Origin of the sequence: Achromobacter sp. 2789STDY5608615 (assembly GCF_001298995.1) — a bacterium.
GTDB lineage: Bacteria > Pseudomonadota > Gammaproteobacteria > Burkholderiales > Burkholderiaceae_B > Achromobacter > Achromobacter insuavis.
The window spans coordinates 34,560-58,112 of sequence record NZ_CYTY01000007.1 but is presented as its reverse complement, the minus strand read 5'-3'; the positions used below and the strand labels follow the sequence as shown (position 1 = coordinate 58,112).

Genomic DNA, 23,553 nt, shown 5'->3' with positions numbered 1-23,553 from the left:
CTTATATATTGCTGGTTCTTGCAAAAAATTCCCTGTCTAGGGGCATCCGTTGCATTTTACGCAACACATTAGCCCTGGCGGTGTCATGGTTGGCGCGCCGGCCCCCGGGCGAAAATCGCCGCTGCCGCCCGCTCGCCCCGCGAGCCGCCCCGTACCGGCCCTCCAGCCCGGGGGCGACCGCCGTGGAGGCGCCGATCGGGCCGCTCCAATACCTACTCACGTACTCAGGGGAATCCGATGTCTCATGCCGGCGCCAGCCTGGCCATGCCCGCCATGCCGCTATCCAGCCGCATCCGCATGCTTGTCGCCATCTTGCTGGTGGTGCTCGTGTCCGAAGCGATCGGCAGCGCCACCTTCGCGGTGGGTCCGGGCAAGATCGTTCTGCAGCCCATGCTCTGGGCCATCTTCATCGGCGCGGTGGTGGCCGCCGTCGGCCAGCGCCTGCCGTCCGGCGTCGGCATCGACACCGCCATGCAGACCCGCATCAGCGGCTACCTGCAGTACGCGCTGCTGCCGTTCCTGGCCAAGCTGGGCCTGATGGTCGGCGGCTCGCTGCCGCAAGTGCGCGAGGCCGGCTGGGCCCTGGTGTTCCAGGAGTTCGGCCACTTCTTCGGCACCATGGCCATCGGCCTGCCGCTGGCGCTGCTGCTGGGCATCAAGCGCGAAGCCATCGGCGCGACGTTCTCGGTGGGCCGCGAGCCCAGCCTGGCGATCATCGGCGAGCGCTACGGCATGAATTCGCCCGAAGGCCGCGGCGTGATGGCCGAGTACATCACCGGCACCGTGATCGGCGCGCTGTTCGTGGCGCTGATGGCCGGCTTCATCACCAGCCTGAACATCTTCGATCCGCGTTCGCTCGCCATGGGCGCCGGCGTGGGCTCGGGCAGCATGATGGCCGCGGGCGTGGGCGCCATCGCCTCGCAGCAGACGCCGGAAGTGGCGCACCAGGTGGCCGCGCTGGCCGCCGCCGCCAACCTGCTGACCACGGTGGTGGGCGTCTACTTCACGCTGTTCATTTCGCTGCCGACGACCATCTTCCTGTACGGCAAGCTGGAGCCGGTGCTGGGCCGCTTCTCGCGCGCCAAGGCCGAAACCGCCGCCGACACCCCGGCCGCCACCGAGGCGCCGTCGCATGCCGTGAAGATGGGCTTCGGCGACCGCCTCACGGCCTACGCCGTGTGCGGCCTGTTCGCGCTGGTCGGCAACCAGTTCGGCTACAAGGTGCCGATCCTGGACGCGCTGCCCGGCATGCTGATCATCATCCTGCTGGTCGTGATCGCCGACCTGCTGCTGCGCGTGGTGCCCAAGCTGCCCGCCGTGGCGGTGCTGTCGCTGATCGCGATGACCGTGGGCTGCCCCGGCGCGGTGCCGTATTCGGACCAGATCATCGCCGCGGTCAACAAGGTCAACTTCCTGCCGTTCACGACGGTGATCCTGGCCATGGCCGGCCTGTCGATCCTGAAGGACCTGCCGGCCTTCCGCAAGCTGGGCTGGAAGATCGTGGTGGTGTCGCTGGCGGCCAACGCCGGCACCTTCCTGGGCGCGACGATGATCGCCGAGTTCTTCCACTGATCGGGCGCCGCCGTCCGGCAAGTGAAAAAGCCGCCCTGGTATGGGCGGCTTTTTTTTGCTGGGCGTCGGCGCGGCTCAGGTGCGGGCGTTGGGCCGGTAGCGCGCGTTGTCGGTGACGTTCTCGGTCGGGCCGATGTTCTCGACCTTGGGGATGCCGAGACCGGCGGCCTTCATGGCCACGGCGGTCTGCAGTTCCTGCACCTGCGGATTGCCCATGGCCACGCGGTAGGGCTGCAGCGGCGTCAGGCCCTCGATGGTGCCGAGGTCGTTGGCGGTGTCGGCGCGCAGCGCCACCGGGTCGGGGCGCGCCGAGAATTCGTCGATGGCGCGGCGCAGGCGCGCGTCGGCGTACAGGTCGCGCAACTGGTCGACGTTGACGGCGGCGGGCGCGGCGGCCGCGGCGGCAACCGCCGTGGATGGCGTGTTTGTGACGGCGCGGCTGGCATCGGCGTCGTCGGCGCGCGGCGCGGGGGCAGTGCGGGCGATGCGCTGGGCCTGCCAGGCGGCCTGCGCCTGCGCGCTGCGTTGCGCCTGGCGCGTGGCGGCGTTGCGGGCGGCCCATTCGGCTTCCCAGACGGGGCGGGTGTCGTCCAGCAGCGGGATGCGCGCGGCATACGGCGGGGCGACGCGGGCGATGGGGGAGACGGCGGTCACGTTCATGCGTGGGCTCCCTGTTCTGTGGGGTCTACCTGTTGGTCCGGCGGGGACCTCGGAAGTTCAATATAGACGGCCCCGGGCGGGGCGGTATGTCGATCTGTAAGAAAAAAAGCCCCTGGCAAGCGCCAGGGGCGAGCGGCGGGCCCAAGAGGGCGCGCCGTACCGGGCGGCCGTTGCGCCTGGAGCCCGGCGGGTTCTCCAGGCCTGGCGGCCACCCAAACCGGAGCGGGTCAGGCGTGCGGCAGCGTCGCCTGCATCGACGGGCGCTGGTTGAACGCCTTGAACCACGCGGCGACGGCGGGGTGGCCGGCGCGCCAGTCGAAATCGGGATAGCGGAAGTCCAGGTAGCCCAGGGCGCAGCCGACGGTGATGGTGCCGATGTCCAGGCGGCCTTCCAGGCGGGCGGCGGTCTTTTCGAGCAGCGCCAGGCCGTCGCGCACCTTGCCCATCTGGCCTTCGTACCAGCCGTCCCAGCGCAGCGGCTCGGGACGCAGCACGGTCTCGTAGCGCGCCAGCAGCGCCGCGCCCAGCATGCCGTCGCCCAGCGATTGCTCGGCCAGCGCGGCCCAGCGCGCGGCGCCGGCGGGGAACAGCGCGCCCCGGCCCAGGTCGTTGAGGTATTCGCAGATGACGCGGCTGTCGAACAGGCGCTGGCCGTCGTCGGTGATCAGGGTCGGCACCTGGCCCAGCGGGTTGTCGGGGATGATGTTCTGGTCGCGGGCCACGGGGCCGGCGGCGCTGGGCAGCTTTTCGATGCGGTCGGCCAGGCCCAGTTCGTGGGCGATGACCATGCATTTGCGCACGAAGGGCGAGGCGGGCGAGAAGTAGATCTTCATGGGTGTCCTTGTCGGTGGGGGAGCGTCAGTGTTGGCCACGGGCCAGGTGTTGTCCAGCGACCCAGCCGAAAGTCAGCGCGGGCCCCAGCGTGATGCCGGGCGCGGGATAGGCGCCGCCCATGACCGAGTGCATGTCGTTGCCGGCCACGTAGAGGCCGGGGATGGCCTGGCCGCTGGCATCCACGGCCTGCGCATTGCCGTTGGCCGCGATGCCGCAGGCGGTGCCGATGTCGCCGGCATAGACCTTGACCGCGTAGTAGGGGCCGGCGCCGAGCGGGGCCAGGCAGGGATTGGGTTGGTGTTCGGGGTCGCCCAGGTAGCGGTTGTAGGCGGTGCCGCCCTTGCCGAAGTCGGGGTCCAGGCCCTGCGCCGCGTGTTCGTTGTAGCGCGCCACGGTGGCGTGCAGCGCGTCCGGCGGCACGCCCAGCTTTTGCGCCAGCGCTTCCAGCGTCGGCGCCTGCAGCAGGTAGCCGGCGTCGATCAGGTGCTGGCGCGGGCGGCCGCCGGGCAGCGCCAGGCCCAGGCCCCAGGTGTCGATGAAGCGCTGATCGCACAGCAGGAAGGCGGGCATGGTCGGCGCCTGTTCGTGGCTGCGGTACATGGCCTGCACGAAGGCGTGGTACGAGGTCGATTCGTTGACGAAGCGGCGGCCGGCGCCGTTGACGGCGATCAGGCCCGGCTTGGCGCGGTCCCACACCAGGTGCGGATAGTGCAGCCGTTTGCCGCCGGGTTGTTCCAGGATCGAGACCGGGGCCCAGAAGGCGGGGCTGGAATGGCCCTGGCCCAGCGCCGCGCCGGCGTCCTCGGCCAGGCGGATGCCGTCGCCGGTATTGTCGCGCGGCGACATCGACCAGTCGTCGGTGGGGTGGGGATAGGTCTGGCGGCGGCGCGTCGAATCCCACGGAAAGCCGCCCGTGGCCATGACCACGCCACGGCGGGCGCGGATGTTGATGCGCCGGCCCTCGTGTTCGACGGTGGCGCCCAGCACCGCGCCGTCGGCGTCGCGCAGCAGCGCCAGCGCCGGCGTGTTGAGCCAGTACGGCACCTTGCGCGCCAGCATGGCGTGGAACAGTTGCGCGGCCAGCGCGTTGCCCAGCAGCAGGCGGGTGCCGCGGTGGTAGCCGCGCAGGCGGTCCGCGCCATAGCGCAGCACCAGCTTCATGGCGTGACGCCACGAGGCGAACGCGCGGGTGGCGCGCAGCAGGTGGCGCACGTCGGTGATGGTGACCATCATGCCGCCCAGCACCGTGAATTCCTTGAGCGGATCGCGCAGCGTCTTGAGGTGGCGGCCCAGCTTGCGGCCGTCGAATTCCACCGGATCGAGCGAGCGGCCGCCCATGGCGGCGCCGGGCAGGTCGGGGTAGTAGTCGGGCGAGGCGGTGCGCGCGGCCACCTGCAGGAAGCCGCGCGCGACCAGGTCATCCATCATGCGCGGGCCGGCGTCGAGATAGGCGCGCTTCATCTCGTCGGAGGCCGCGGCGCCGACGGTTTCCTGCAGATAGGTCCAGACCTTGTCGAAGCTGTCCGGATGGCCGGCGGCCTCGGTCTGCGCGTTCAGCGGTATCCATAGCGCGCCGCCGGAAATGGCGGTCGAGCCGCCGATGCGGTCGGTCTTCTCGATGAGCAATACGTCCAGGCCCGCCACGCTGGCGGTCAGCGCGGCGCTCATGCCGCCCGCGCCCGAACCGACCACGAGCGCGTCGACTTCCTTGTCCCACTTGATGCTGTCCATGCTGCCTATGCTCCCGACCCGCCCAGCGACTTGCCGCCGTCCACGAAAATCACCTGGCCGGTGATGAAGTCCATTTGCGGCGAGGCCAGGAACGACACCGCGTTGGCCACGTCTTGCGGCTGGCCGGCGCGGCCCGTGGGCTGCAATGCCAGCTGGGCCGCCAGGCGCTCGGCGCTCAGGTTGCGCAGCAGCGGCGTGTCGATCAGCCCGGGGGCGATGGCGTTGACCAGGATGCCGCGCGGCGCCAGCTCCATGGCCGAGGCGCGGGTGTAGCCCACCAGCGCGGCCTTCGAGGCCACGTAGTGCGGATGGTTGCGCGCGCCCAGGTAGGCGCGCGAGGCGATGTTGACGATCTTGCCGCCGGCGGCCATGTCGCGCGCGGCTTCCTGCGTCAGGGTGGCGACGGCCAGCAGGTTGACGTCGAACATGCGGCGGTAGTCGTCGCTGGAGACGTCGAAGAACTTGCGCTCGTCGAACAGGCCGGCGTTGTTGACCAGCGCCGCCAGCGGCGCCAGTTCGCGCACCAGGGCGCGGGTGGCGTGTTCGTCGGCCAGGTCGACCACGCGGTAGTCCACGTCCAGGCCCTGCGCGCGCAGCGCCTGGGTTTCCTGGCCGGCCAGGGCCGCGTTGCGGTCGGCCATGACGACCCGAAAGCCGTCGCGCGCCAGCCGTTCGACGATCGCCAGGCCCATGCCGCTGGCGCCGCCGGTCACCAGCGCGGTGCCACGAGAATTGAGGGGTTCCATATCGATTCCTATACGGCCAGGTAGCCGCCGTCCACCGGCAGCACCACGCCATTGACGTAGCTGGCCATGGCCGAGGCCAGGAACAGCACGGGGCCGACGATCTCGTCGGCGCGTCCGGCCCGCGCCATGGGCGCGCGCCGCATGTACCAGTCGGTGCCGTGGGCCTGGGCGCGCTGGCCGGCGGTCATCTCGGTTTCCATCAGGCCGGGGGCGACGGCGTTGACTCGCACGCCGTGCGGCGCCAGGTCGCGCGCCAGCACTTCGGTGAACGAGCGCACGCCGCCCTTGGAGACCACGTAGCCGGCGGTCGAGATGCCGCAGCCGTAGGCCACGATCGAGCACAGGTTGACGATGGCGCCGCGGCTGGCCTTGAGCTGTTCGACGAAGGCGTGGGTGACGTTGAAGGTGCCTTGCAGGTTCACGTTCATCACGCGCTCCCAGATCTGCGGCGTCTGCGGATCGTCGAACGGCGCCCGCGCCGAGATGCCGGCGTTGTTGACCAGCACGTCGATGGCGCCATGACGCGCCTCGCACTCGTCGGCGAAGGCGCGCACCGCGGCGGCGTCGGTCGCGTCCAGCGCGGCATCGATGGCGCGGCCGCCCGCGGCCGCGATGGCCTGGGCGCTGGCGCGGGCCAGGGCGGGATCGAGGTCGGCCACGATCACGGTGGCGCCTTCGCGGGCGAAGCCCTGCGCGATGGTGGCGCCCAGGCCGCGTCCGGCGCCGGTGACGAGGACTCGCTTGTCTTGCATCATCAGGGTCATGGTGTGTTGGCTCCTAGCCGCCCAGGTAGGCGCGCTGAACGCCTTCGTCGCTGGCCAGCGCGGCCGATTCGCCTTCCAGCGCGATCTCGCCGTTTTCCAGGATGTAGGCATAGCTGGACACCGACAGCGCCAGCTTCACGTTCTGTTCCACCAGCAGGATGGTGATGCCCTGCTCGCGGTTCAGGCGCAGCACGATGTCGAAGATCTGTTCCACCACCAGCGGCGACAGGCCCATGGACGGCTCGTCCAGCAGGATCATGCGCGGGCGGGCCATCATGGCGCGGCCGGTGGCCAGCATCTGCTGTTCGCCGCCCGACAGCGTGGCGGCCTTCTGCTCGAAGCGCTCGCGCAGCCGCGGGAAGGTGTCGCAGACCATGTCCAGGTCGGCCTTGACCGCCTGGCGGTCCTGGCGCAGGTAGGCGCCCATTTCCAGGTTTTCGCGCACGCTCATCTCGCGGAAGATCTCGCGGCCTTCCGGCACCTGCACGATGCCGCGGCCGACGATGGCGTCGGCCGGCTGGCGATGGATGGCCTCGCCGGCAAAGCGCACGCTGCCCGCGGTGGGCGTCACCAGCCGCGAGATCACGTTGAGCGTGGTGGACTTGCCGGCGCCGTTGGCGCCCAGCAGCGCGACGATGGCGCCTTGCGGCACCTTCAGCGACACGTCCTGCAGGGCGCGGATATTGCCGTAGGCGGCGCTGACCGATTCGACTTCAAGCAGGTTCTCAGCCACCGGCGGCTCCCTTGCCCAGATAGGCTTCGATGACGCGGGGGTTGCTGCGCACCTCCGCGGGCGTGCCTTCGGCGATCTTCTCGCCGAACGACATGACGGTGATGCGATCCGAGATCGACATCACCAGCTGCATCACGTGCTCGACCAGCAGCACCGTGATGCCGTCGCGTTCGCACAGTTCGGTGAGGATGTGGTCGAGCGTCTCGATCTCGCGGTTGCGCAGGCCGGCGGCGGGCTCGTCCAGCAACAGCAGCTTGGGCGAGATGGCCAGCGCGCGCGCCAGTTCCAGCATCTTCTGGCGGCCGAAGTCCAGGCTGCACGCGGGCGTGTCGAGGAAATCGGCCAGGCCGACGCGTTCCAGCAGGTGCTCGACGAGTTCGCGCGCCTCGGCATTGGCCGGGCGCAGCAGGCGCGAGGCCGTGTTGGCGCCGTGCGCATAGGTGCCCAGCAGCGCGTTCTCGCGCACCGTCAGGGCGCTGAACAGTTCCAGGTTCTGGAAGGTGCGGGCCACGCCCAGCGCGGCCATCTCGTGCGGCTTCTTCTTCGTGATGTCGACGCCGTCGAAGACGATGCGCCCCTGCGTCGGCCGGTAGTAGCGCGAGACGCAGTTGAAGGTGGTGGACTTGCCGGCGCCGTTGGGGCCGATCAGCGCGTGGATGCGGCCGCGCTCGACCTGCATCGACAGGCCGTTGATGGCGGTCAGGCCGCCGAACTTCACCGTCAGGCCCTGGACGTCGAGGTAGGGTTGGGCGCTCATGCCGCGCTCCTTTGCGAGGGTTTGGCGGCGCCGCCATGGACGTCCCGGCGCGCGGGCAGCGGGGCGGCCGGCGGCGGCGCGCGGCGGCGCGCCTCGCGGCTGGCGAACAGGCCCTTGGGCGCGAACATCATGAAGCCCATCAGGATCACGCCGTAGATGATTTCCTGGAACGACAGCGCCTGGCGCAGCAGCTCCGAGATCAGGCCGAAGCCGATCGCGCCGGCGATGGCGCCGCGCACCGAGCCGATGCCGCCCACCACCACCATGGTCAGGATCAGGATAGTGGTCTGGAAGCCCAGGCTTTCCGGGTGGATGAACGAGGCGAAGGTGGTGTACATGCCGCCGGCGATGCCGGCGTAGGCGGCCGACAGCGTGAAGGCGGTGCGCTTGATGGCGTTGACGTTCACCCCCATGGCCTGCGCCGCCACGTCGCTTTCGCGCACGGCGCGAAAGGCCGAGCCCAGCTGCGAGCGCGACAGCGCCACGGTGATCCACAGCAGCAGCGCGGCGATCGCGACCACGAACGGATAGGCCTTGATGTCGGACACCAGTTCATAGCCGAACAGCGTGGCCGGCGAAATGCGGAAGCCGTTCGAGCCATTGGTCACCGACTGCCAGTTCAGGAACACCCACTGCATGGCCTCGCCGAAGGCGAAGGTCGACAGCGCCAGGTAGATGTCGCGCATGCGCAGCGCCAGGGCGCCGATGACGTAGCCCAGCAGCGCGGCCAGCAGCCCGCCGGCCACGATCGACACGAAGAAGGGCGGATGCCACAGGTTGTTGATCAGCCCCGCCGTATAGATGCCGACGCCGTAGAACGCGGCGTGCGACAGCGCGAACTGCCCGGTCTCGCCGATGACGATGTGCAGGCCCAGGGCCAGCACCACGAACACCATCAGCAGGTTGACGACATAGATCACATAGCCGCTGGCGACGAACGGCAGGGCCGCCAGCGCCACGGCCATCAGCGCCAGCAGGGCGCGGTCGGTCTTGGATTTCATACTTTTTTCACCTGCAGTTTGCCGCCCAGCAGGCCTTGCGGACGCAGCAGCAGCACCACCATGATGGCGACGAAGGGCGCCACCACGATCGCGTTGGTCGAAATGAACAGGCCCACCAGGTTCTCGGCCACGCCAATCACGAAGCCGCCGACCACCGCGCCGGGCAGGCTGGTGATGCCGCCGACGATGGCGGCCGCGTAGGCCAGGATGGCGATGTGGCCGATGTCCGGCGTGATCAGGATCTTGGGCGTGATGAGCAGCGCGGCCACGGCCGAGATCAGCCCGGACAGCGCCCACACCATCATGCGGATGCGCGTCAGGTTCACGCCCACCAGGCGCGCGGCCTTGGGGTTCATGCCGACGGCGCGCATGGCCTTGCCCACGCGGGTGTAGGTGAACATCCCGTACAGCAGCAGCATCACGCCCACGGCCACCGCGAAGATCACCAGGTCCAGCTGCGTCAGCACGGCGTCGCCGATGATGATGGCGTCGGTCGGCGCCAGCGGCGGCAGCGAGCGCGGCGTGTCGCCCAGGCCGGTCTGGCGCACCAGCCCCTTCAGGGCATACGCCAGGCCCAGCGTGGCGATCACCATCTGCACCCCCACGCCCCTGGAGGCGATGACGCGTTCCATGACGACGCGCTGGAACAGGCCGGAGACCGCCGCCACCACCAGCAGCGTGACCGGAATGACGACCAGGTAGGGCCAGCCCATCACCAGGGTCAGGAACAGGGCGATGTAGCCCCCGACCATGAAGATCTCGCCCTGGGCGAAGTTGGGCACGTCGGTGGTCTTGAAGATAATGACGACGGCGACCGCCAGCAGCGCGTAGACGCTGCCCGTCACCAGTCCCGACAGCACCCCCTGCTGCAGGAACAACCAGATATCGGCAAAGCTCATGATGGTCTCCGGCGGTCCGCGCGGCGCTGCGCCGCGGCGCGGACCTGGCCTGTGGCGGCGGTTACGGCTGGTACTGCCAGACGCTCTTGAAGGCGCCCGGCACGAGCGACATGTTGGTGCCGTCGAACTTGATGTAGATGGCCGATTCCTGCGCGGCGCGGTCGTTCGGGCCGAACTCGATCGGGCCGGCCATGACGCCGGAATCGAACTTCATGGTCTCCAGCGCGGCCAGCACCTTCTCGCGGGTGGGCTGCGGGCCGGCGGCCTTGAGGGCGTTGACCACCGCCATCGCCGGCGGCAGGCCGTAGGGCATGTAGGTCTGCGGGTGGCCAGGCTTGGCGGCCAGGTCCGGATAGGCCTGCTTGTACATGTCGTAGACCCAGGTCAGCTTCGAGCCGCCGGGCACGTCGGCCAGCACTTCCTGGATGTAGACGTTTTTGAAGGCGTCCTTGTTGCCGACGTTCTCGACCAGCTGCTTCAGGTCGGCGGTGCCGTTGACGGCCAGCACGATGGGCTTGTTCCAGCCCAGTTCCTGCGCTTTCTTGATGATCAGCGCGGCGGGGCGGGCATAGGTCGTCAGCAACAGCACGTCCGGGTTGCCGGCGCGGATCTTGAGCATCGGCGCGGTGACGTCGGTGATATTGGGATTGACCGATTGCACCTGCAGGTTCACGTTGCCCAGCTGCTTGGCCTGGGCCTGCGCGGCTTCCAGGTTCCAGCCGCCGTAGGCGTCGTCGTGGTTGATGTAGCCGATCTTGGCGGCCTTCAGGTGCTCATTGGCGAACTGCACCATCGAGCCGCCCACGGCGTGCTGCGAGATCGAGAACGCGCCGTAGATGTACTTGGACGGCGGATACAGCGCGCCGTCGCCGGAGGCATTGAGCATGACCAGCGGCACCTTCTCGCGCTCGACGTATTCGCGCGCGGCCACCACGGCGGCCGAGCACGAGCCGCCGTTCAGCAGGAACACCTTGTCCTGCTCGGTCAGCTTCTTGACGGCCGCCACCAGGTCATTGGCGTTGCAGCGGTCGTCCTCGATCACCAGTTCGATCTGGCGGCCGTTGATGCCGCCTTCCCTGTTGACCTTGGCGTACCACATCTTGGCGGCGTTCAGCACGTCGAAACCGTAGGCCATGCCGCTGCCCGAGAGGGGCGCGAACAGGCCGATGCGGATGGTCTTGTCGGTGATGCCGGGTTCCTGCTGGGCCTGGGCGGAGGCGCCCAGGGCAAGGGCGCATAGCGCGGCGGCCGCGTGGCGGCGAAGGTGCTTCATGGTTTGTCTCCCGTTTTTTGAGTGCGCGCCTTTATCCATGGCGCGTTGCTGCGTGGCGGCGATGCCGCCGGATTGGGTTCACTGCATGCGGTAGCCACCGTTCACGTCGATGACGCTGCCGGTGATGTAGCCCGCTTCTTCCGAGGCCAGGAAACGCACGGCCGCGGCGACGTCGTCCACCGTGCCGATGCGGCCCAGCGGAATCGCCTGCGCCGCGGCCGCCAGCGCGCCGCTGCTGGTGACGGTGCTGCGCAGCATGTCGGTGTCGATCAGCCCCGGCGCGATGCCGTTGACGGTGACGCCCAGGTGCGCCGATTCGCGCGCCATGGCCTTGGTCAGGCCCAGCACGGCGGACTTGGCGGCGATGCACGAGGCGCTGGAGCGATAGCCGCCCAGCTGCGCGGCGACCGAGGTGAAGGTGACGATGCGGCCGTGCTGGAGCGGCGCGGCTTCGCGCCGCCGCAGGTAGGCGCGGCCGCACAGGAACACGCCGCGCGCGTTGACGGCGAAGCTGCGTTCCCAGATGTCGAGCGTGGTGTCCTTGATCAGCGGGCGTTCGCCGTTGGCCTGGAACAGCAGCAGGCCGGCGGCGCTGACCAGCACGGCGATGGGGCCGTGGGCCTGTTCGATCTGGTCGAACGCCGTTTCGACGGCGTTTTCGTCGCTGACGTCGAAGGCATGGGCGCTGTGCGGCGAGCCGAGTTCATCGGCCACGCGGCCGGCGCGCTGGGCATCCACGTCCGACACCACCACGCGGTAGCCGGCGCGGGCCAGTTCCTGGCAGATGGTGGCGCCGATGCCGCCGCCGCCGCCGGTGACAAGCGCGAGCCGCGGGGCCGGGCCCGCGGCCGGCGTGGATACATTGGACATGCTGTCTCCTGTTGCGCGGATTCGCCTGCCTTGGAAGGGGCGTCCGCTGATCTGAATTTTTGGCGATTATGTATACATGGAGGGATGGCAGGTATAGGGGGTTTCCCGTAGTTGAGCGGTGGTCTTGATCGTTCTCATTGGGGAAAGCCCTAGCGCAGTGGTAAGGGGCGGTGTCGCATGTATTCTTCATGTATACAATGCGGGCATGGATACGCTATCTCAACACGTGACCGATACGCTGCGGGACTGGGTGCTGCATGGCAAGTTCAGCCCCGGGGCCCGTCTGGAGGAAATCCCGCTGGCCGAGAAGCTGGGGGTGTCGCGCACGCCGGTGCGTGCGGCCCTGGCGACGCTGGGCAACGAGGGGTTGCTGGAGCACCTGCCCAAGCGCGGCTATACGGTGCGGGCCTATGACATCGCCGAGATCGTGGCGGCCTACGAGGTACGCGCGGCCCTCGAGGGCCTGGCCTGTCGGCAGGCGGCGCTGCGCGGCCTGTCGAATGACGCGGTGGCGGTGCTGAAGAACTGCCTGGACGAAGGCGACCGCATTCTCGGCAAGGGCGTGCTGCTGGCGGAGGACCATCTGCCGTATCAGTAGGTCAACATTACCTTGCACAACGGGATCCTGGAGGCGGCGGGCAATCCGTGGGTGAAGCGGTTCGCGACGCAGGCGCAGGCGATTCCGTATGCGTCGGATCGGATCATCCTGTGGGAGGACCACGGGATCATTCTGCGGTCGCATGATGATCATCATCGGATCGTCAATGCCATTATTGCGCGGGATGGAGCGCGGGCTGAGGATCTGATGCGGGAGCATGTCTATTATGCGGGGATCATTCTTAAGAATAATTATGAGAGGTTGGCGCAGGCTTATCGGGTTTGAGGGGATTGTTGGCGGTTGGGTTCTTTAGGCGCGGGTGACGGGGCCGGCGGGGGATGGCGGGGCTACGATTGCGGTCCGGAGCGTTCGCTCCGGACTGCCCCGTTGTCAACCTCGTCCGCCTTCGGCTCCCTACGGTTTCCCTCGGGCGCATCTACACGCCCCGCCATCCCCCGCCGGCCCCGTCACCCGCTCGCGGTGAGACTTAACGGCCGTCGTTGGGGCGGGCTGGTTGCTTGGCGTTTTTGCCATCAATCGGGGGTGGGGGAGGGATTTGCGGGGTCGCCAAAGGCGGCCGCGCGGGCGGCCTTCTTTGGCGTTTGGGTGTCTGGCGTCGGAGGGAAGACGCTGTGCGCTGGTGGTGGAGGTGCGCTGGCGGCGACGTCGCGTTGGCAATGACGGTTGCGACGGCGATCATGTGGTGCGCAGTGCACGCGGCGGCGGGGCCGCCGCGTTCGCGGAGCGATCAGCTGGGGAGGCCGGTTTCCAGGCAGGGGCTGAATTCGCCGGTGGCGGCGTCGCGCAGGAACAGGACGCCGGTGGCGACGCCGAAGTAGGTGCCGTGCAGTTCCAGTTCGCCGCTTTCGACGCGGCGGCGGATGGACGGGAAGGTCATCAGGTTCTTGAGGCTGTGGCCGATGACGGCGAGTTCGAGGCGCTTGAGGTTGGCGGCGCGGTCGTCGCCGCCGGAGCCGAGTTCGTCGGCGACGGGCGCGATCTGGGACATCCACTTGCCGATGAAGTCGCCCTTGGTCAGGGGCTTGGCGTCGTCGAAGAAGGCGCGGATGCCGCCGCAGGAGGCGTGGCCGAGGACGACGATGTGCTTGACGTTCAGGCCGTTGACCGCGAATTCGATGGCGGCGCTGGTGCCGTGGTACGAGGATTCGGAGTCGGGGTCACAGGGCGGGACCAGGTTGGCGACGTTGCGCACCACGAACATCTCGCCGGGGCCGGCGTCGAAGATGGCTTCGGGCGAGACGCGCGAGTCGCAGCAGCCGATGATCAGGATTTCCGGGCTTTGCCCAGTTTCGGCCAGTTTTTCGTAGCGGCTGCGTTCGGAGTGGAAGCGGCCGGCGAGAAAGGACTGATAGCCTTCGGTGAGTCTTTTGGGAAACATGATCTATTCACTTCCTTGGTAACGAGGCCGGGCATGCCGGCGTGCCGGCAGACGCAACAAGGGGCTTCGTGTGGAAGCCCCTTTTGTCGAGTCGGCTGTGGAATTTTCCCACAATTGGGCTGACGCCGGCTTGACTAAACCCTATCCAGATAAGGGTTTTTCGCCTACCGAGCGCGTATGTCCAGGGCGGTGACCTTGGCGAATTGCAGCGGCGTGATGGCGCGGATCATCTTGATCTGGCCCGGCGCCAGCGGGCCGATGTCGTCGTCGCGCACGCGGCCGATCTCGCGGCCCTGGTCGTCGTAGAGAACGAAAGTCAGCATGACGTAGTTGACGGCGCGCGCCGACTGGTTGGCGAGCGAACCGGTGATGGTGGAGACGTTTTTGTTGGTGTCGCGGATGGCCTGGATGTTGCCCAGCGTGACGCCGTACAGGCTTTGCGCCTGCGCGCCACCGGTCAGGCCGGCCAGCAATGCGAGGAAGGCAAGGGCGGTTTTCATGACGGTCTCCTGTGGGGCCCGGCTACCGGGTTGCCTTCGCCGCGGTCTCTGGCGTCGCGTGTCGGGGGCATGCGTCTATCTCACACCTTTCCCGACCCGGGCACAACGGCCCAAAGGGATGAATGGGTAACAGGTTGCAGGGGATAGCCGCAGATTCCTCTGCGGATGCCACAAGTGCATCGGAATGTCTCCAACTTGCGGGCGTTTCAGGCGGTTTAGGCGGGATTTAGGCGCGGTGGCGCGGGGGGACGGCGTGCGGTTTTCGCGGGAAAAATGGCGGCCGCCGGAGCACCTTTCTATAAGCTGAATGAACGCGGCGGCGTTAGCATTTGTTGTCCTTTCGGCGCTTGCGAAGCGTGCGGCTTTGTCCGATGATGACCACGCCGGCAACTTGGCCGGCGGATCTTGCGGCCCGGGCGTGCGCCAGATTGGCGCCGACGGGCGATCAAGGGAGGAACTCATGCTTTCCCGTACTAGCCAATTGGCTTCGGCCATCGTGTTGTCCGCCAGCTGCTTCGGCGCCGTCTACGCCCAGACGCCCGCCGCCACGCCCGCACCCGCCAAGACCCCCGCGCCCGCCGCCACGCCTGCCGCCAAGACGCCAACCCCGCAGCAGCAGCGCATGGCCGACTGCAACAAGTCGGCCGAGGGCAAGAAGGGCGATGATCGCAAGACGTACATGAGCGCCTGCCTGAAGGGCGAGGCGCCGCCGCCCGCCAAGCAGTTGACGCCGCAGCAGCAGAAGATGAAGGACTGCAACGCCAAGGCCGGCGAGCAGAAGCTGACCGGCGACAAGCGCAAGACCTTCATGAGCACCTGCCTGAAGGGCTGAACACAGCGTTGAATCCGCGCAATGGAAAAGCGCCGGCCGTTGAACGGACCGGCGCTTTTTTCTGCGCGTTCCCCGCGGGGCGCGCCTACACCGTGGCGATCGGCGTGACCGGCGAACCGATCGCGTGCGGCAGTCGCAGCGGCGGCGCCGTCAGCATGAAGCGGTGGCGGCCGTTGGCCCGCAGCCACTCGGCCAGGTCCTTCAGGTACCACAGCTCGGCCAGAGGCAGGCCCAGCTTGAACAGGCAGTGGTGGTGCAGCGGCAGCATGGCGCGCGGGCCGGTCTTCTCGCGCGCGGGATAGGCTTCGACGGCGTAGTTGTCGGCGCAGATGGCGGCGATGCCGCTGTCGGTGACCCACTGCAGCAGCGCGGCGTCGGTGCCGTCGAGCGCGGCGCCGTAGGTGTGCAGCACCTCGGCGTCGGGCTTGCCGGCCATGGCGACCACGGCTTCGGCGTAGCCGGTGCGCAGCACCAGCATGTCGCCGGGCTCGATCTCGATGCCGTCCGTCTTCAGCACATGCTGGATCTCGGCGTGGCCGATCAGGGTGCGGCCGGGGCCGTAGTGGCGCGCCAGGTCCAGCAGCACGCCGCGGCCCTGCATGCCTTTCTGCGCCAGGTTCTCGACGCCGAGCTTCAGCGCGGCCGAGGGGCCGCCGCTGTTGCAGCCGCAGCCGGTGTGGTCGCCGTCGGCCGGGCCGATGACGTCGACGCCGGCCTGGTAGCCGTTGTAGTAGCGCAGCTCGGGCTTGCCGTCGCCGTCGGCGTCGAACAGCGCGCCGACGTGCGCCAGCGCGTCCCATTGCGTCGAGTACTGCATCGACAGCAGCACCTGGTCGTCGCTCAGCACGTCGACCGCGTCCGGGTTGACGTTGCGCAGCGGAAAGTTCAGGTAGGGCGTGTCGGCCAGCCGGGTCGGGCTCAACTGCGGCGGATGGCGCCGCGGGTTGAGCACGTTGCCGCCGGGCAGGTCCAGCGGCAGCGACAGGCAGAAGGTCTTGCCGGCGCGGATTTCACGCGCGCCTTTCAGGACCTGCTCTTCGGTGATGAGATTGAGGCGGCCGAGTTGGTCGTCGGGTCCGAAGTCGCCCCAGTTGGAGCCTTCGGGCCGATGGGTCCAGCGCTGCATGGCTTACTCCGCGAGGAAGTCGACCACCGCGCGGGTGAAGGCTTCCGGTTGTTCCCAGTTGGAGATGTGGGAGGTGTTCAGTTCGAGGTAGCGCGCGCCGTTGATGGCGCCGGCCAGTTCCTGGCCCTGCGCGGGCGTGGCGGCCAGGTCGTGGGTGCTGCTGATGACCAGCGTCGGCGCCTTGATGGCCGACACCTGTTCGCGGAAATCGGCGTCGCGCAGCGCGGCGCAGTTGCCCGAGTAGCCGGCGTCGGAGGTGCGGCGCAGCATGTCGACCAGCACCTGCGACAGGCCCGGCTCGGCGGCGCGGTAGCCGTCGGTGAGCCAGCGCTCGACCAGGGTCGGGGCCATCTTTTCCAGCGTCTGTTCGGCCACGGCGGCGATGCGGGCGCTCCAGCCTTCGGCCGAGCCGATGCGCGCGGCGGTGTTGCACAGGATCAGCTTGCCGATCAGCTCGGGCCGGTTCAGCGCCAGCCACAGGCCGGTGGGGCCGCCCATCGACAGGCCGCAGAAGTGGGCGCGTTCGATGCCCAGGTGCGCCAGCAGTTCGGCGACGTCGTTGCCCAGCTGCGCGAAGCTGTATTCGCCGTCGGGGATCGAGGATTTGCCGTGGCCGCGGGTGTCGTAGCGCAGCACGCGGAAGTGCTTGCTCAGCGCGGGAACCTGGCGCGCCCACATGTCGGCGTTGGTGCCCAGCGAATTGGAGAGCACCAGCACCGGCGCGTCGGCGGGGCCATCGATGACGTAGAACAGCCGTGCCTGGCTGAGATCGGCGTAAGACATGCGGAAAATCCTCGGGGAATGAAAGCGCGGCCACCCGGAGGCGGCCGCGTGGCGATTACAGGTGGCAGGTGCCGTCGATGTAGGCCTTGCGCCAGCGCGTGATGGTCACGCGCTGGAACAGCTGCGCCTGGGCGAAGGGATCGGCGTCGATGAACTGCTGCGCGGCCTCGCGCGTGTCCAGGTCGACGATGTACAGGCCGCCGCCCAGGTCCTTGCCGTCATCCTGCAGCTTGGCGCCGCAGGCCAGCAGCAGGTGCTTGTTGGCGTCCAGGTATTCCAGGTGCGCGGCGCGATGCTGCTGGCGCACGGCCTGGTGGTCGGGCTTGTCGAAGGTTTCGATGATGTAGGGCATGGGCGGCTCCGTTCAGATCGCCGAGGGATGGCGCGCCAGCGCCGTCACCTGGATGTCCATGTAGGGGAACAGCGGCAGCGACGACAGCAGCGTGTGCAGCTCGTCGTTGTCCTGCACGTCGAAGATGCTGACGTTGGCGTAGCGGCCGACGACGCGCCACAGGCTCTTCCACTTGCCGTCGCGTTGCAGCTGCTGCGCCAGGGCCTTTTCGTCGGCCTTGAGCTTGTCGGCTTGGGCCGCCGGCATGTCGACGGGCAGATTGACCTGCATTTGAACCATGAACAACATGATGGGTGTCTCCAGGAAATCGGCCCCGGCGTTGCCGGGGCGCGGGGGAAGGATCAGTTGGAAAACTTCAGCGGCAGGCCGGTCAGGCGCAGCAGCTCGTCGGCGGTGGTTTCGCCGAACATGTCGATCACCGTGACGCCATCGGCGCGGATGTCGAACACGGCCACGTCGGTGTACACGCGCGACACGCAGCGCACGCCGGTCAGCGGATAGGTGCAGACGTCGACCAGCTTGCTCTGGCCTTCACGGGTCTGCAGCTCCATCATGACGAAGACGTCCTTGGCGCCGATGGCCAGGTCCATCGCGCCGCCCACGGCGGGGATGGCGTCGGGCGCGCCGGTGTGCCAGTTGGCCAAGTCGCCGTGCTGCGACACCTGGAAGGCGCCCAGCACGCAGATGTCCAGGTGGCCGCCGCGCATCATCGCGAACGAGTCGGCGTGATGGAAGAACGAGCAGCCGGGCAGTTCGGTGACGGGCTGCTTGCCGGCGTTGATGAGGTCGTAGTCTTCCTCGCCCTTGGCCGGCGCCGGGCCCATGCCCAGCATGCCGTTCTCGGTGTGCAGGATGACTTCGCGGTCGGCCGGCAGGTGGTTGGCCACCAGCGTCGGCAGGCCGATGCCGAGGTTGACGTAGGCGCCTTCAGGAATGTCCTGGGCGACGCGGGCGGCGATCTGGTCGCGGGTCAGTTTGGTGCTCATTGCTGCTCCTTGGCGGCCTGGGCGGCGTCGATCTGCACGACGCGCTGCACGAAGATGCCGGGGGTGACGACGGTTTCCGGATCGAGGGCGCCCAGTTCGACGACTTCACGCACCTGCGCCACGGCCACGCGCGCGGCGCTGGCCATGATGGGGCCGAAGTTGCGCGCGGTCTTGCGGTACACCAGGTTGCCCCAGCGGTCGCCGCGCTCGGCCTTGATGAGCGCGTAGTCGGCGTGCAACGGATATTCCAGCACGTACTGGCGGCCGTTGATCTCGCGGGTTTCCTTGCCGTCGGCCAGCGGGGTGCCGTAACCGGTGGGCGAGAAGAACGCGCCGATGCCGGCGCCGGCGGCGCGGATGCGCTCGGCCAGGTTGCCCTGGGGCACCAGTTCGAGCTCGATCTTGCCGCTGCGGTACAGGCCGTCGAAGATCTGCGAGTCCACCTGGCGCGGGAACGAGCAGATGATCTTGCGCACGCGGTTGGCGCCCAGCAGGGCGGCCAGGCCGGTGGTGCCGTTGCCGGCGTTGTTGTTGATGATGACCAGATCCTTGGCGCCTTGCTCGAGCAGGGCGTCGATCAGTTCCATGGGCTGGCCGGCGGTGCCGAAGCCGCCGATCATGACGGTGGCGCCGTCCGGGACGTCGGCGAGGGCGGCCGCCGCGCTTGCAACAAGCTTAGAAATCATGGTGTTCGCTCATAGGTGGCGTGTCATAATTTGTTCTTAATTAGAACTTTCGTTCTTCTGAAGAACATCGTTTCATGGGGATAGTCGACCGTCAAGGCAAGCCGGCGCGGTGCGATCCTCCCCGTTTCAGGGTTGCCGGCAGCGGCAACGTTTTTTCTCGCGGTAGACGGATGGCCGAGCAAGCAACCCAGCAACCCAGCGACAGCTACGTTCAATCTTTTGCGCGCGGCCTGTCCGTGATCCGGGCGTTCGGCCCGGATCGTTCCCAGATGACGCTGTCCGAGGTCGCGGCCGTGACCGGCCTGACCCGCGCCGGCGCGCGCCGCATCCTGCTGACGCTGGAGCACCTGGGCTACGTCACGGTCGAGGACCGCAAGTTCGCGCTGACCCCGCGCATCCTCGAACTGGGCTACGCCTACCTGTCGGGCACGCCGCTGTGGAACCTGGCGCTGCCCTACATGGAAGAAGTGGCCGAGCTGACGCGCGAGTCGTGCTCGGTGTCGGTGCTGGAAGGCGCCGACATCGTCTACATCCTGCGGCTGTCGACGCACAAGGTCATGACCATCAACCTGGCCGTGGGCAGCCGCCTGCCGGCCTGGGTGACGTCGATGGGCCGCGTGCTGCTGGCGGGCCTGCCCGCGGCCGAACTGGACCGAGTGCTGGCGATGAGCCAGATCCAGGCCTACACCAAGGACACCGTGACCGACATCGGCGCGCTCAAGGCCATCCTGGCCGGCGTGCGCGCCGACGGCTACGCCTGCGTGGCGCAGGAACTGGAGCCGGGCCTGCAGTCCGTGGCGGTGCCGATCGTCGACCGCAGCGGCCGCGTGATCGCCGCGATGAACGTCAGCGGCCATGCCAACCGCTTCTCGCGCGAGGAGATGCTGGCGACCTTCCTGCCGCCGCTGCGCCGCGCCGCCGACCAGATCAACCACGCGCTGCTGCGCCGCTAGGCGGCGCCGAAGGGCGTGGGCTGAAAAATGGTCGGCCATCGCGGCGGGCCTCAGATCGGGGCGACGCCCAGCGTCGTGCCGCCGCACACATACAGCATCTGGCCGGTGACGAAGCCGTTGTCGGGCGACAGGAAGAACATGGCGGCGCGCGCCACGTCCTCGGGCGTGCCCAGGCGCTTGACCACGATGCTGTTGATGATGCGCTCGGTCTGCGGCGCGCCGGCCGGATTGCTCTTGGTGAACAGGTCGGTGGCGATGGGGCCCGGGCCGATGGCGTTGACGGTGATGCCGTCGCCGCCCAGTTCCATGGCCAGCGTGCGCGTCAGCCCGACCAGGCCGGCCTTGGTGGCCGAATAGACCACGCGGTCCGGCTTGCCCAGCGCGGCGCGCGACGACATGTTGACGATGCGGCCGAAGCCGGCCGCGCGCATCGCCGGCAACGCGGCCTGCACCAGGATCAGCGCGGTGCGCAGATGCAGGTTGACCACGTAGTCCAGGTCGGCCAGCGTGGCCGTGTCGGCGGTGCCGGGACGCGTGGCGCCGGCGTTGTTGACCAGGCCGACGATGTCGTAGGCCGCAGTCACTTCCGCGGCCACTGCCTTGGTGCGCGCCTCGTCGGTCAGGTCGGCCTGGTACGACACCAGCCCCGCCGGCGGATGCTCGGGCAGGCGGTAGTCGATGTTGACGACTTTGTGCCCGGCATCCAGCAGCATGCGGATGATGGCGGCGCCGATCCCGGCGCTGCCGCCGGTCACCAGGTACGCGGTAGGTTTGCTCATCTCAGCTCCCAATTCAGTTCTCAATCGCGACGTCCTCAAGAACACCGCCTCTCAACATTCCATCTGCCTCCCCATCGAGGACACCGCCAGATCCGGCTCTGCCGGTCTGCAGGTGTCGCCCCCTGGGGGGCGCGCGCAAGCGCGTACGGGGGGGCTTAATGCGTCAGATAGCCCCACGCCAGGACGGCGGTGATGTGGATCACGCCGACCCACAGCATCATGATGACCGTGTAGCCCATCACGTCGCGCAGCTTGAGCTTGGACAGCGCCAGCGCCGGCAGGATCCAGAAAGGTTGCACCAGATCGTTCCAGGCGTTGCCCAGCATCACGGCCATGGTGGTCTGGTTGAGCGCGCTGCCGATTTCGCGGGCGGCGTCGATCATGAACGGGCCCTGGATGACCCAGTGGCCGCCGGCCGAGGGCGCGAAGAAGTTGATGACGAACGAGCTGATCAGGCCCCAGAACGGCAGCGTGGCCGGCGTGGCGACGTCGACGAAGACCTTGGAGATGGTGGTCACCAGGCCCGAGGCGGCCATGATGGCCATGATGCCGGCGTAGAACGGATATTGCAGGATGATCCCGGAGATCGTCTTGATGCCTTCGGTCAGCTTGGCCACGTAGGCGGCCGGCGTGCCCAGCAGGATGATGCCCAGGAACAGGATGATGAAGTTGATCAGGTTCAGGTCGAGCGAGCCGCCGTCCATGAAGTGGAAGACGACGTAGGCCACGCCCAGCGCGCCGATCAGCAGGCTCAGCAGGCGGCTGTTGTTCAGCTTGGAGGCCAGCGTGCCCTTTTCGAGCAGGTCCTCGGCGGCGCCGGCGGCGGTGGTGTCGCGGTCGATGGCCGGGTCCACTTCGACGATCTTTTCGCCTTTCTTCGGATGCAGCCAGGCGTTCAGCAGCGGCAGCGTCACGATGATCACCAGGCTGGTGATCAGCATCGGCACCGAGAAGATGGTTTCCGTCAGCGGAATGGTGCCCATCTGCTTGGCGGTGGGGTGGCCAGGCGTGGCCACCAGCACCGGGATGCTGGCCGACAGGCCCAGGCCGTACATGGTGAAGCCGCTGTAGGCCGCGGCGATGATCAGCGGGTAGTGCACGCCCTTGACCTTGAGCGCCAGCTTCTTGGCGACGATGCCGCCGATGACCAGGCCGAAGCCCCAGTTCAGGTAGCTGCCGATGCCGCCGACCAGCGTGGCGACGATGATGGCGGTGTGCGGCTTGTGCACGTGGCTGACGATGCGGTTGAGCAGGCGGTCGGTCAGCGGCGCGGTGGCCAGCACGTAGCCCATGGCCAGGATCACGGCCATCTGGGTGGTGAAGGCCAGCAGGCTCCAGAAGCCCTTGCCCCAGGCGCGGGTCACGTCGCCGATGCCCTGGCCTTCGATGCCCATGGCCAGCAGCACGGTGAGCAAGGTCAGCGCGATCGCGAAGACAAAGGGATCGGGCAGATACTTGCGCATCAGCTCAGTGAAAAAAGATGCCAATTTATTCATGGTGCCTCCTACGAACTCCGGTAAGGCGTATTGCTCTTGTGTCTTGCGCCGCCGTGCGCCGGATAAGGGCGCGGAGCGGATGGGACGGTCGGTTTCTTTGTGTGGTTGGGCTCGTGGCCCGCTGGCGCGTCGGACGGATCGCCGCGCGCCTTATGGTGTAGGTTTCGGTGTTGCGGCGGCGTCAGGAATCGCCGGCCTTGGCGTTGAGCCACGCGGCCAGCTCGCCCAGCGCCGCGCTCTTCTCGCGCAGCACCTGTTCGCGGCGCTCGGGGCTCCAGGTATAGAACCCCTGGCCGCTCTTGGCGCCGAGCTGGCCGTTCTCGACCTTGCTCTTGAGCAGGTCGGACGGCTCGGTGCGGTTTTCCAGGTCTTTGTAGAGATAGCTGGCGATGGCGTAGTGGACGTCAATGCCGTTCATGTCGCGCTGTTCCAGCGGACCGGACAGCGCCAGGCGGATGCCCAGGCTCCACTTGACCACTTCGTCGATGTCTTCGGCGCTGGCCACGCCCTTTTCCAGCAGCGAGATGGCCTCGCGCGCCAGGGCGTGCTGGATGCGGTTGGCGATGAAGCCGGGGATGTCCTGGCGCACCAGCACCGGGCGCTTGCCGCCCAGGCGCAGCGTCGCCATGACGCGCGCCACGGTGTCTTCCGAGGTGGCGTCGTTGCGCACCACTTCGACCAGCGGGATGACGTCGGCGGGGGTGAAGAAGTGCGTGCCGACGAAGCGGTCGCGGCGCGCGACAGCACTGGCGATGGCGTTGATCGACAGGCCCGAGGTGTTGGTGGCGAAGATCGCTTCGGGCTTGCACAGCGCGTCGAGCTGGGCGAACAGGCCGCGCTTGAGTTCCAGGTTCTCGGGCACCGCCTCGATGACGAGGTCACAGGCCGCCGCCGCGTCCAGGCCGGGCGCCATGCGGATGCGTTGCATCACGGCGTCGACCTGGCCGGGGGCGTAGACGTTCAATTGGCGTTCGATGACGGCGCGGGCGCGATCCAGGGCGCCGTCCATCGGATCGACCAGGACCACGTCCAATCCCTTCGAGGCGAAGAGCGCGGCGATGCCGCTGCCCATGGCGCCGGCGCCGATGACGGCCAGATTCTGCAGGGGAGTATCCATGAGGGTTCGCTTGCCTTACGGGGCGCGCGCGGCGGGCGGCACAGGCGGAACCAGGGAACTGCGATCTGTCTCTTCCGTCGGTGTCTTCCTGTGCGCGGGCCAGAAA

General features: G+C 68.1%; 27 protein-coding genes. 5 read left to right on the top strand and 22 right to left on the bottom strand.

Annotated features, from left to right (window positions below; all coding sequences use genetic code 11):
- Positions 1-237 precede the first annotated feature (237 nt).
- Complete coding sequence (locus tag AOZ49_RS08180) at positions 238-1,572, top strand: DUF3100 domain-containing protein (protein ID WP_054429383.1); 1,335 nt, start codon at positions 238-240, stop codon at positions 1,570-1,572.
- A gap of 75 nt (positions 1,573-1,647) precedes the next feature.
- Here the strand turns inward: AOZ49_RS08180 and AOZ49_RS08175 are convergent, their stop codons facing one another.
- The 11 genes from AOZ49_RS08175 to AOZ49_RS08125 all read right to left on the bottom strand — a co-directional run bounded on the left by AOZ49_RS08175 (position 1,648) and on the right by AOZ49_RS08125 (position 11,840).
- Positions 1,648-2,232 carry a hypothetical protein gene (locus AOZ49_RS08175; RefSeq protein ID WP_054429384.1) on the bottom strand — a complete coding sequence of 195 codons (585 nt, stop codon included), beginning with the start codon at positions 2,230-2,232 and terminating at the stop codon, positions 1,648-1,650.
- 227 nt (positions 2,233-2,459) lie between these two features.
- The gene (locus AOZ49_RS08170; protein ID WP_054429385.1) at positions 2,460-3,065 is read right to left on the bottom strand and encodes a glutathione S-transferase; all 606 of its coding nucleotides are present in this window, start codon (positions 3,063-3,065) and stop codon (positions 2,460-2,462) included.
- Between the two features lie 25 nt (positions 3,066-3,090).
- Positions 3,091-4,797 carry an FAD-dependent oxidoreductase gene (locus AOZ49_RS08165; RefSeq protein ID WP_054474846.1) on the bottom strand — a complete coding sequence of 569 codons (1,707 nt, stop codon included), beginning with the start codon at positions 4,795-4,797 and terminating at the stop codon, positions 3,091-3,093.
- Positions 4,798-4,802: 5 nt separating this feature from the next.
- Positions 4,803-5,543 carry an SDR family NAD(P)-dependent oxidoreductase gene (locus tag AOZ49_RS08160; protein ID WP_054474845.1) on the bottom strand — a complete coding sequence of 247 codons (741 nt, stop codon included), beginning with the start codon at positions 5,541-5,543 and terminating at the stop codon, positions 4,803-4,805.
- Positions 5,544-5,551: 8 nt separating this feature from the next.
- On the bottom strand, positions 5,552-6,307 hold the full coding sequence (locus AOZ49_RS08155) for an SDR family NAD(P)-dependent oxidoreductase (protein ID WP_054474844.1): 756 nt from the start codon (positions 6,305-6,307) through the stop codon (positions 5,552-5,554).
- A gap of 13 nt (positions 6,308-6,320) precedes the next feature.
- The gene (locus tag AOZ49_RS08150) at positions 6,321-7,028 is read right to left on the bottom strand and encodes an ABC transporter ATP-binding protein (RefSeq protein WP_277403430.1); all 708 of its coding nucleotides are present in this window, start codon (positions 7,026-7,028) and stop codon (positions 6,321-6,323) included.
- Positions 7,029-7,032: 4 nt separating this feature from the next.
- Positions 7,033-7,797 carry an ABC transporter ATP-binding protein gene (locus AOZ49_RS08145; protein WP_054474842.1) on the bottom strand — a complete coding sequence of 255 codons (765 nt, stop codon included), beginning with the start codon at positions 7,795-7,797 and terminating at the stop codon, positions 7,033-7,035.
- Positions 7,794-8,798, bottom strand: a complete 1,005-nt coding sequence (locus AOZ49_RS08140) for a branched-chain amino acid ABC transporter permease (RefSeq protein WP_054474841.1) — start codon at positions 8,796-8,798, stop codon at positions 7,794-7,796. The genes AOZ49_RS08145 and AOZ49_RS08140 overlap by 4 nt, the downstream gene beginning before the upstream one ends.
- Positions 8,795-9,697 carry a branched-chain amino acid ABC transporter permease gene (locus tag AOZ49_RS08135; protein ID WP_054474840.1) on the bottom strand — a complete coding sequence of 301 codons (903 nt, stop codon included), beginning with the start codon at positions 9,695-9,697 and terminating at the stop codon, positions 8,795-8,797. Before AOZ49_RS08135 ends, AOZ49_RS08140 begins: the two co-directional genes overlap by 4 nt.
- A 61-nt stretch (positions 9,698-9,758) precedes the next feature.
- Entirely contained in the window at positions 9,759-10,970 is a 1,212-nt protein-coding gene (locus AOZ49_RS08130) for an ABC transporter substrate-binding protein (RefSeq protein WP_054429392.1), read from the bottom strand.
- A gap of 78 nt (positions 10,971-11,048) precedes the next feature.
- Positions 11,049-11,840, bottom strand: coding sequence for an SDR family NAD(P)-dependent oxidoreductase (locus tag AOZ49_RS08125; protein ID WP_054474839.1), 792 nt, complete (start codon positions 11,838-11,840; stop codon positions 11,049-11,051).
- A gap of 205 nt (positions 11,841-12,045) precedes the next feature.
- Here AOZ49_RS08125 and AOZ49_RS33420 point away from each other — a divergent pair, with 205 nt between their 5' ends.
- On the top strand, positions 12,046-12,438 hold the full coding sequence (locus AOZ49_RS33420) for a GntR family transcriptional regulator (RefSeq protein ID WP_231690281.1): 393 nt from the start codon (positions 12,046-12,048) through the stop codon (positions 12,436-12,438).
- Between the two features lie 12 nt (positions 12,439-12,450).
- Positions 12,451-12,723, top strand: a complete 273-nt coding sequence (locus tag AOZ49_RS33415) for an FCD domain-containing protein (RefSeq protein ID WP_231690280.1) — start codon at positions 12,451-12,453, stop codon at positions 12,721-12,723.
- Between the two features lie 463 nt (positions 12,724-13,186).
- Here AOZ49_RS33415 and AOZ49_RS08115 read toward each other — a convergent pair whose 3' ends face one another.
- Positions 13,187-13,837 (bottom strand): carbonic anhydrase, encoded by a 651-nt coding sequence (locus AOZ49_RS08115; protein ID WP_054474838.1) that lies wholly within the window; start codon positions 13,835-13,837, stop codon positions 13,187-13,189.
- Between the two features lie 164 nt (positions 13,838-14,001).
- Complete coding sequence (locus AOZ49_RS08110; protein WP_054474837.1) at positions 14,002-14,337, bottom strand: FxLYD domain-containing protein; 336 nt, start codon at positions 14,335-14,337, stop codon at positions 14,002-14,004.
- 460 nt (positions 14,338-14,797) lie between these two features.
- Between AOZ49_RS08110 and AOZ49_RS08105 the strand changes: the two genes are divergently transcribed.
- Complete coding sequence (locus AOZ49_RS08105; RefSeq protein WP_054429396.1) at positions 14,798-15,169, top strand: PsiF family protein; 372 nt, start codon at positions 14,798-14,800, stop codon at positions 15,167-15,169.
- A gap of 85 nt (positions 15,170-15,254) precedes the next feature.
- On the opposite strand, the gene AOZ49_RS08100 is transcribed toward AOZ49_RS08105, so the two are convergent.
- Genes AOZ49_RS08100 through AOZ49_RS08075 form a run of 6 tightly spaced genes read right to left on the bottom strand, consistent with a single transcriptional unit; the run spans position 15,255 to position 19,102 of the window.
- Positions 15,255-16,295, bottom strand: a complete 1,041-nt coding sequence (locus AOZ49_RS08100) for a cyclase family protein (RefSeq protein WP_054474836.1) — start codon at positions 16,293-16,295, stop codon at positions 15,255-15,257.
- 3 nt (positions 16,296-16,298) lie between these two features.
- The gene (gene pcaD, locus AOZ49_RS08095; protein WP_054429398.1) at positions 16,299-17,078 is read right to left on the bottom strand and encodes a 3-oxoadipate enol-lactonase; all 780 of its coding nucleotides are present in this window, start codon (positions 17,076-17,078) and stop codon (positions 16,299-16,301) included.
- 55 nt (positions 17,079-17,133) lie between these two features.
- The gene (locus AOZ49_RS08090) at positions 17,134-17,430 is read right to left on the bottom strand and encodes a YciI family protein (RefSeq protein ID WP_054474835.1); all 297 of its coding nucleotides are present in this window, start codon (positions 17,428-17,430) and stop codon (positions 17,134-17,136) included.
- Between the two features lie 12 nt (positions 17,431-17,442).
- Entirely contained in the window at positions 17,443-17,718 is a 276-nt protein-coding gene (gene catC / locus AOZ49_RS08085) for a muconolactone Delta-isomerase (RefSeq protein WP_054429400.1), read from the bottom strand.
- A 53-nt stretch (positions 17,719-17,771) separates the two neighbouring features.
- Positions 17,772-18,416 carry a 3-oxoacid CoA-transferase subunit B gene (locus AOZ49_RS08080; protein ID WP_006391658.1) on the bottom strand — a complete coding sequence of 215 codons (645 nt, stop codon included), beginning with the start codon at positions 18,414-18,416 and terminating at the stop codon, positions 17,772-17,774.
- Complete coding sequence (locus tag AOZ49_RS08075) at positions 18,413-19,102, bottom strand: 3-oxoacid CoA-transferase subunit A (protein WP_024070578.1); 690 nt, start codon at positions 19,100-19,102, stop codon at positions 18,413-18,415. The genes AOZ49_RS08080 and AOZ49_RS08075 overlap by 4 nt, the downstream gene beginning before the upstream one ends.
- 170 nt (positions 19,103-19,272) lie before the next feature.
- On the opposite strand from AOZ49_RS08075, the gene AOZ49_RS08070 reads away from it, so the two are divergent.
- Complete coding sequence (locus tag AOZ49_RS08070; RefSeq protein ID WP_054429402.1) at positions 19,273-20,055, top strand: IclR family transcriptional regulator; 783 nt, start codon at positions 19,273-19,275, stop codon at positions 20,053-20,055.
- 50 nt (positions 20,056-20,105) lie between these two features.
- On the opposite strand, the gene AOZ49_RS08065 is transcribed toward AOZ49_RS08070, so the two are convergent.
- The 3 genes from AOZ49_RS08065 to AOZ49_RS08055 form a co-directional block, all read right to left on the bottom strand.
- On the bottom strand, positions 20,106-20,834 hold the full coding sequence (locus tag AOZ49_RS08065; RefSeq protein WP_020926102.1) for an SDR family NAD(P)-dependent oxidoreductase: 729 nt from the start codon (positions 20,832-20,834) through the stop codon (positions 20,106-20,108).
- Between the two features lie 155 nt (positions 20,835-20,989).
- On the bottom strand, positions 20,990-22,330 hold the full coding sequence (locus tag AOZ49_RS08060) for a short-chain fatty acid transporter (RefSeq protein ID WP_054474834.1): 1,341 nt from the start codon (positions 22,328-22,330) through the stop codon (positions 20,990-20,992).
- A 181-nt stretch (positions 22,331-22,511) separates the two neighbouring features.
- Entirely contained in the window at positions 22,512-23,447 is a 936-nt protein-coding gene (locus AOZ49_RS08055; RefSeq protein WP_054429404.1) for a 3-hydroxyacyl-CoA dehydrogenase family protein, read from the bottom strand.
- Positions 23,448-23,553: the final 106 nt, after the last annotated feature.

Coding starts and splice junctions, on each gene's coding strand:
- AOZ49_RS08180 (WP_054429383.1), top strand. CDS start 238: ATGTCTCATGCCGGCGCCAGCCTGGCCATGCCCGCCATGCCGCTATCC.
- AOZ49_RS08175 (WP_054429384.1), bottom strand. CDS start 2,232: ATGAACGTGACCGCCGTCTCCCCCATCGCCCGCGTCGCCCCGCCGTAT.
- AOZ49_RS08170 (WP_054429385.1), bottom strand. CDS start 3,065: ATGAAGATCTACTTCTCGCCCGCCTCGCCCTTCGTGCGCAAATGCATG.
- AOZ49_RS08165 (WP_054474846.1), bottom strand. CDS start 4,797: ATGGACAGCATCAAGTGGGACAAGGAAGTCGACGCGCTCGTGGTCGGT.
- AOZ49_RS08160 (WP_054474845.1), bottom strand. CDS start 5,543: ATGGAACCCCTCAATTCTCGTGGCACCGCGCTGGTGACCGGCGGCGCC.
- AOZ49_RS08155 (WP_054474844.1), bottom strand. CDS start 6,307: ATGACCCTGATGATGCAAGACAAGCGAGTCCTCGTCACCGGCGCCGGA.
- AOZ49_RS08145 (WP_054474842.1), bottom strand. CDS start 7,797: ATGAGCGCCCAACCCTACCTCGACGTCCAGGGCCTGACGGTGAAGTTC.
- AOZ49_RS08140 (WP_054474841.1), bottom strand. CDS start 8,798: ATGAAATCCAAGACCGACCGCGCCCTGCTGGCGCTGATGGCCGTGGCG.
- AOZ49_RS08135 (WP_054474840.1), bottom strand. CDS start 9,697: ATGAGCTTTGCCGATATCTGGTTGTTCCTGCAGCAGGGGGTGCTGTCG.
- AOZ49_RS08130 (WP_054429392.1), bottom strand. CDS start 10,970: ATGAAGCACCTTCGCCGCCACGCGGCCGCCGCGCTATGCGCCCTTGCC.
- AOZ49_RS08125 (WP_054474839.1), bottom strand. CDS start 11,840: ATGTCCAATGTATCCACGCCGGCCGCGGGCCCGGCCCCGCGGCTCGCG.
- AOZ49_RS33420 (WP_231690281.1), top strand. CDS start 12,046: ATGGATACGCTATCTCAACACGTGACCGATACGCTGCGGGACTGGGTG.
- AOZ49_RS08115 (WP_054474838.1), bottom strand. CDS start 13,837: ATGTTTCCCAAAAGACTCACCGAAGGCTATCAGTCCTTTCTCGCCGGC.
- AOZ49_RS08110 (WP_054474837.1), bottom strand. CDS start 14,337: ATGAAAACCGCCCTTGCCTTCCTCGCATTGCTGGCCGGCCTGACCGGT.
- AOZ49_RS08105 (WP_054429396.1), top strand. CDS start 14,798: ATGCTTTCCCGTACTAGCCAATTGGCTTCGGCCATCGTGTTGTCCGCC.
- AOZ49_RS08100 (WP_054474836.1), bottom strand. CDS start 16,295: ATGCAGCGCTGGACCCATCGGCCCGAAGGCTCCAACTGGGGCGACTTC.
- pcaD (WP_054429398.1), bottom strand. CDS start 17,078: ATGTCTTACGCCGATCTCAGCCAGGCACGGCTGTTCTACGTCATCGAT.
- AOZ49_RS08090 (WP_054474835.1), bottom strand. CDS start 17,430: ATGCCCTACATCATCGAAACCTTCGACAAGCCCGACCACCAGGCCGTG.
- catC (WP_054429400.1), bottom strand. CDS start 17,718: ATGTTGTTCATGGTTCAAATGCAGGTCAATCTGCCCGTCGACATGCCG.
- AOZ49_RS08080 (WP_006391658.1), bottom strand. CDS start 18,416: ATGAGCACCAAACTGACCCGCGACCAGATCGCCGCCCGCGTCGCCCAG.
- AOZ49_RS08075 (WP_024070578.1), bottom strand. CDS start 19,102: ATGATTTCTAAGCTTGTTGCAAGCGCGGCGGCCGCCCTCGCCGACGTC.
- AOZ49_RS08070 (WP_054429402.1), top strand. CDS start 19,273: ATGGCCGAGCAAGCAACCCAGCAACCCAGCGACAGCTACGTTCAATCT.
- AOZ49_RS08065 (WP_020926102.1), bottom strand. CDS start 20,834: ATGAGCAAACCTACCGCGTACCTGGTGACCGGCGGCAGCGCCGGGATC.
- AOZ49_RS08060 (WP_054474834.1), bottom strand. CDS start 22,330: ATGAATAAATTGGCATCTTTTTTCACTGAGCTGATGCGCAAGTATCTG.
- AOZ49_RS08055 (WP_054429404.1), bottom strand. CDS start 23,447: ATGGATACTCCCCTGCAGAATCTGGCCGTCATCGGCGCCGGCGCCATG.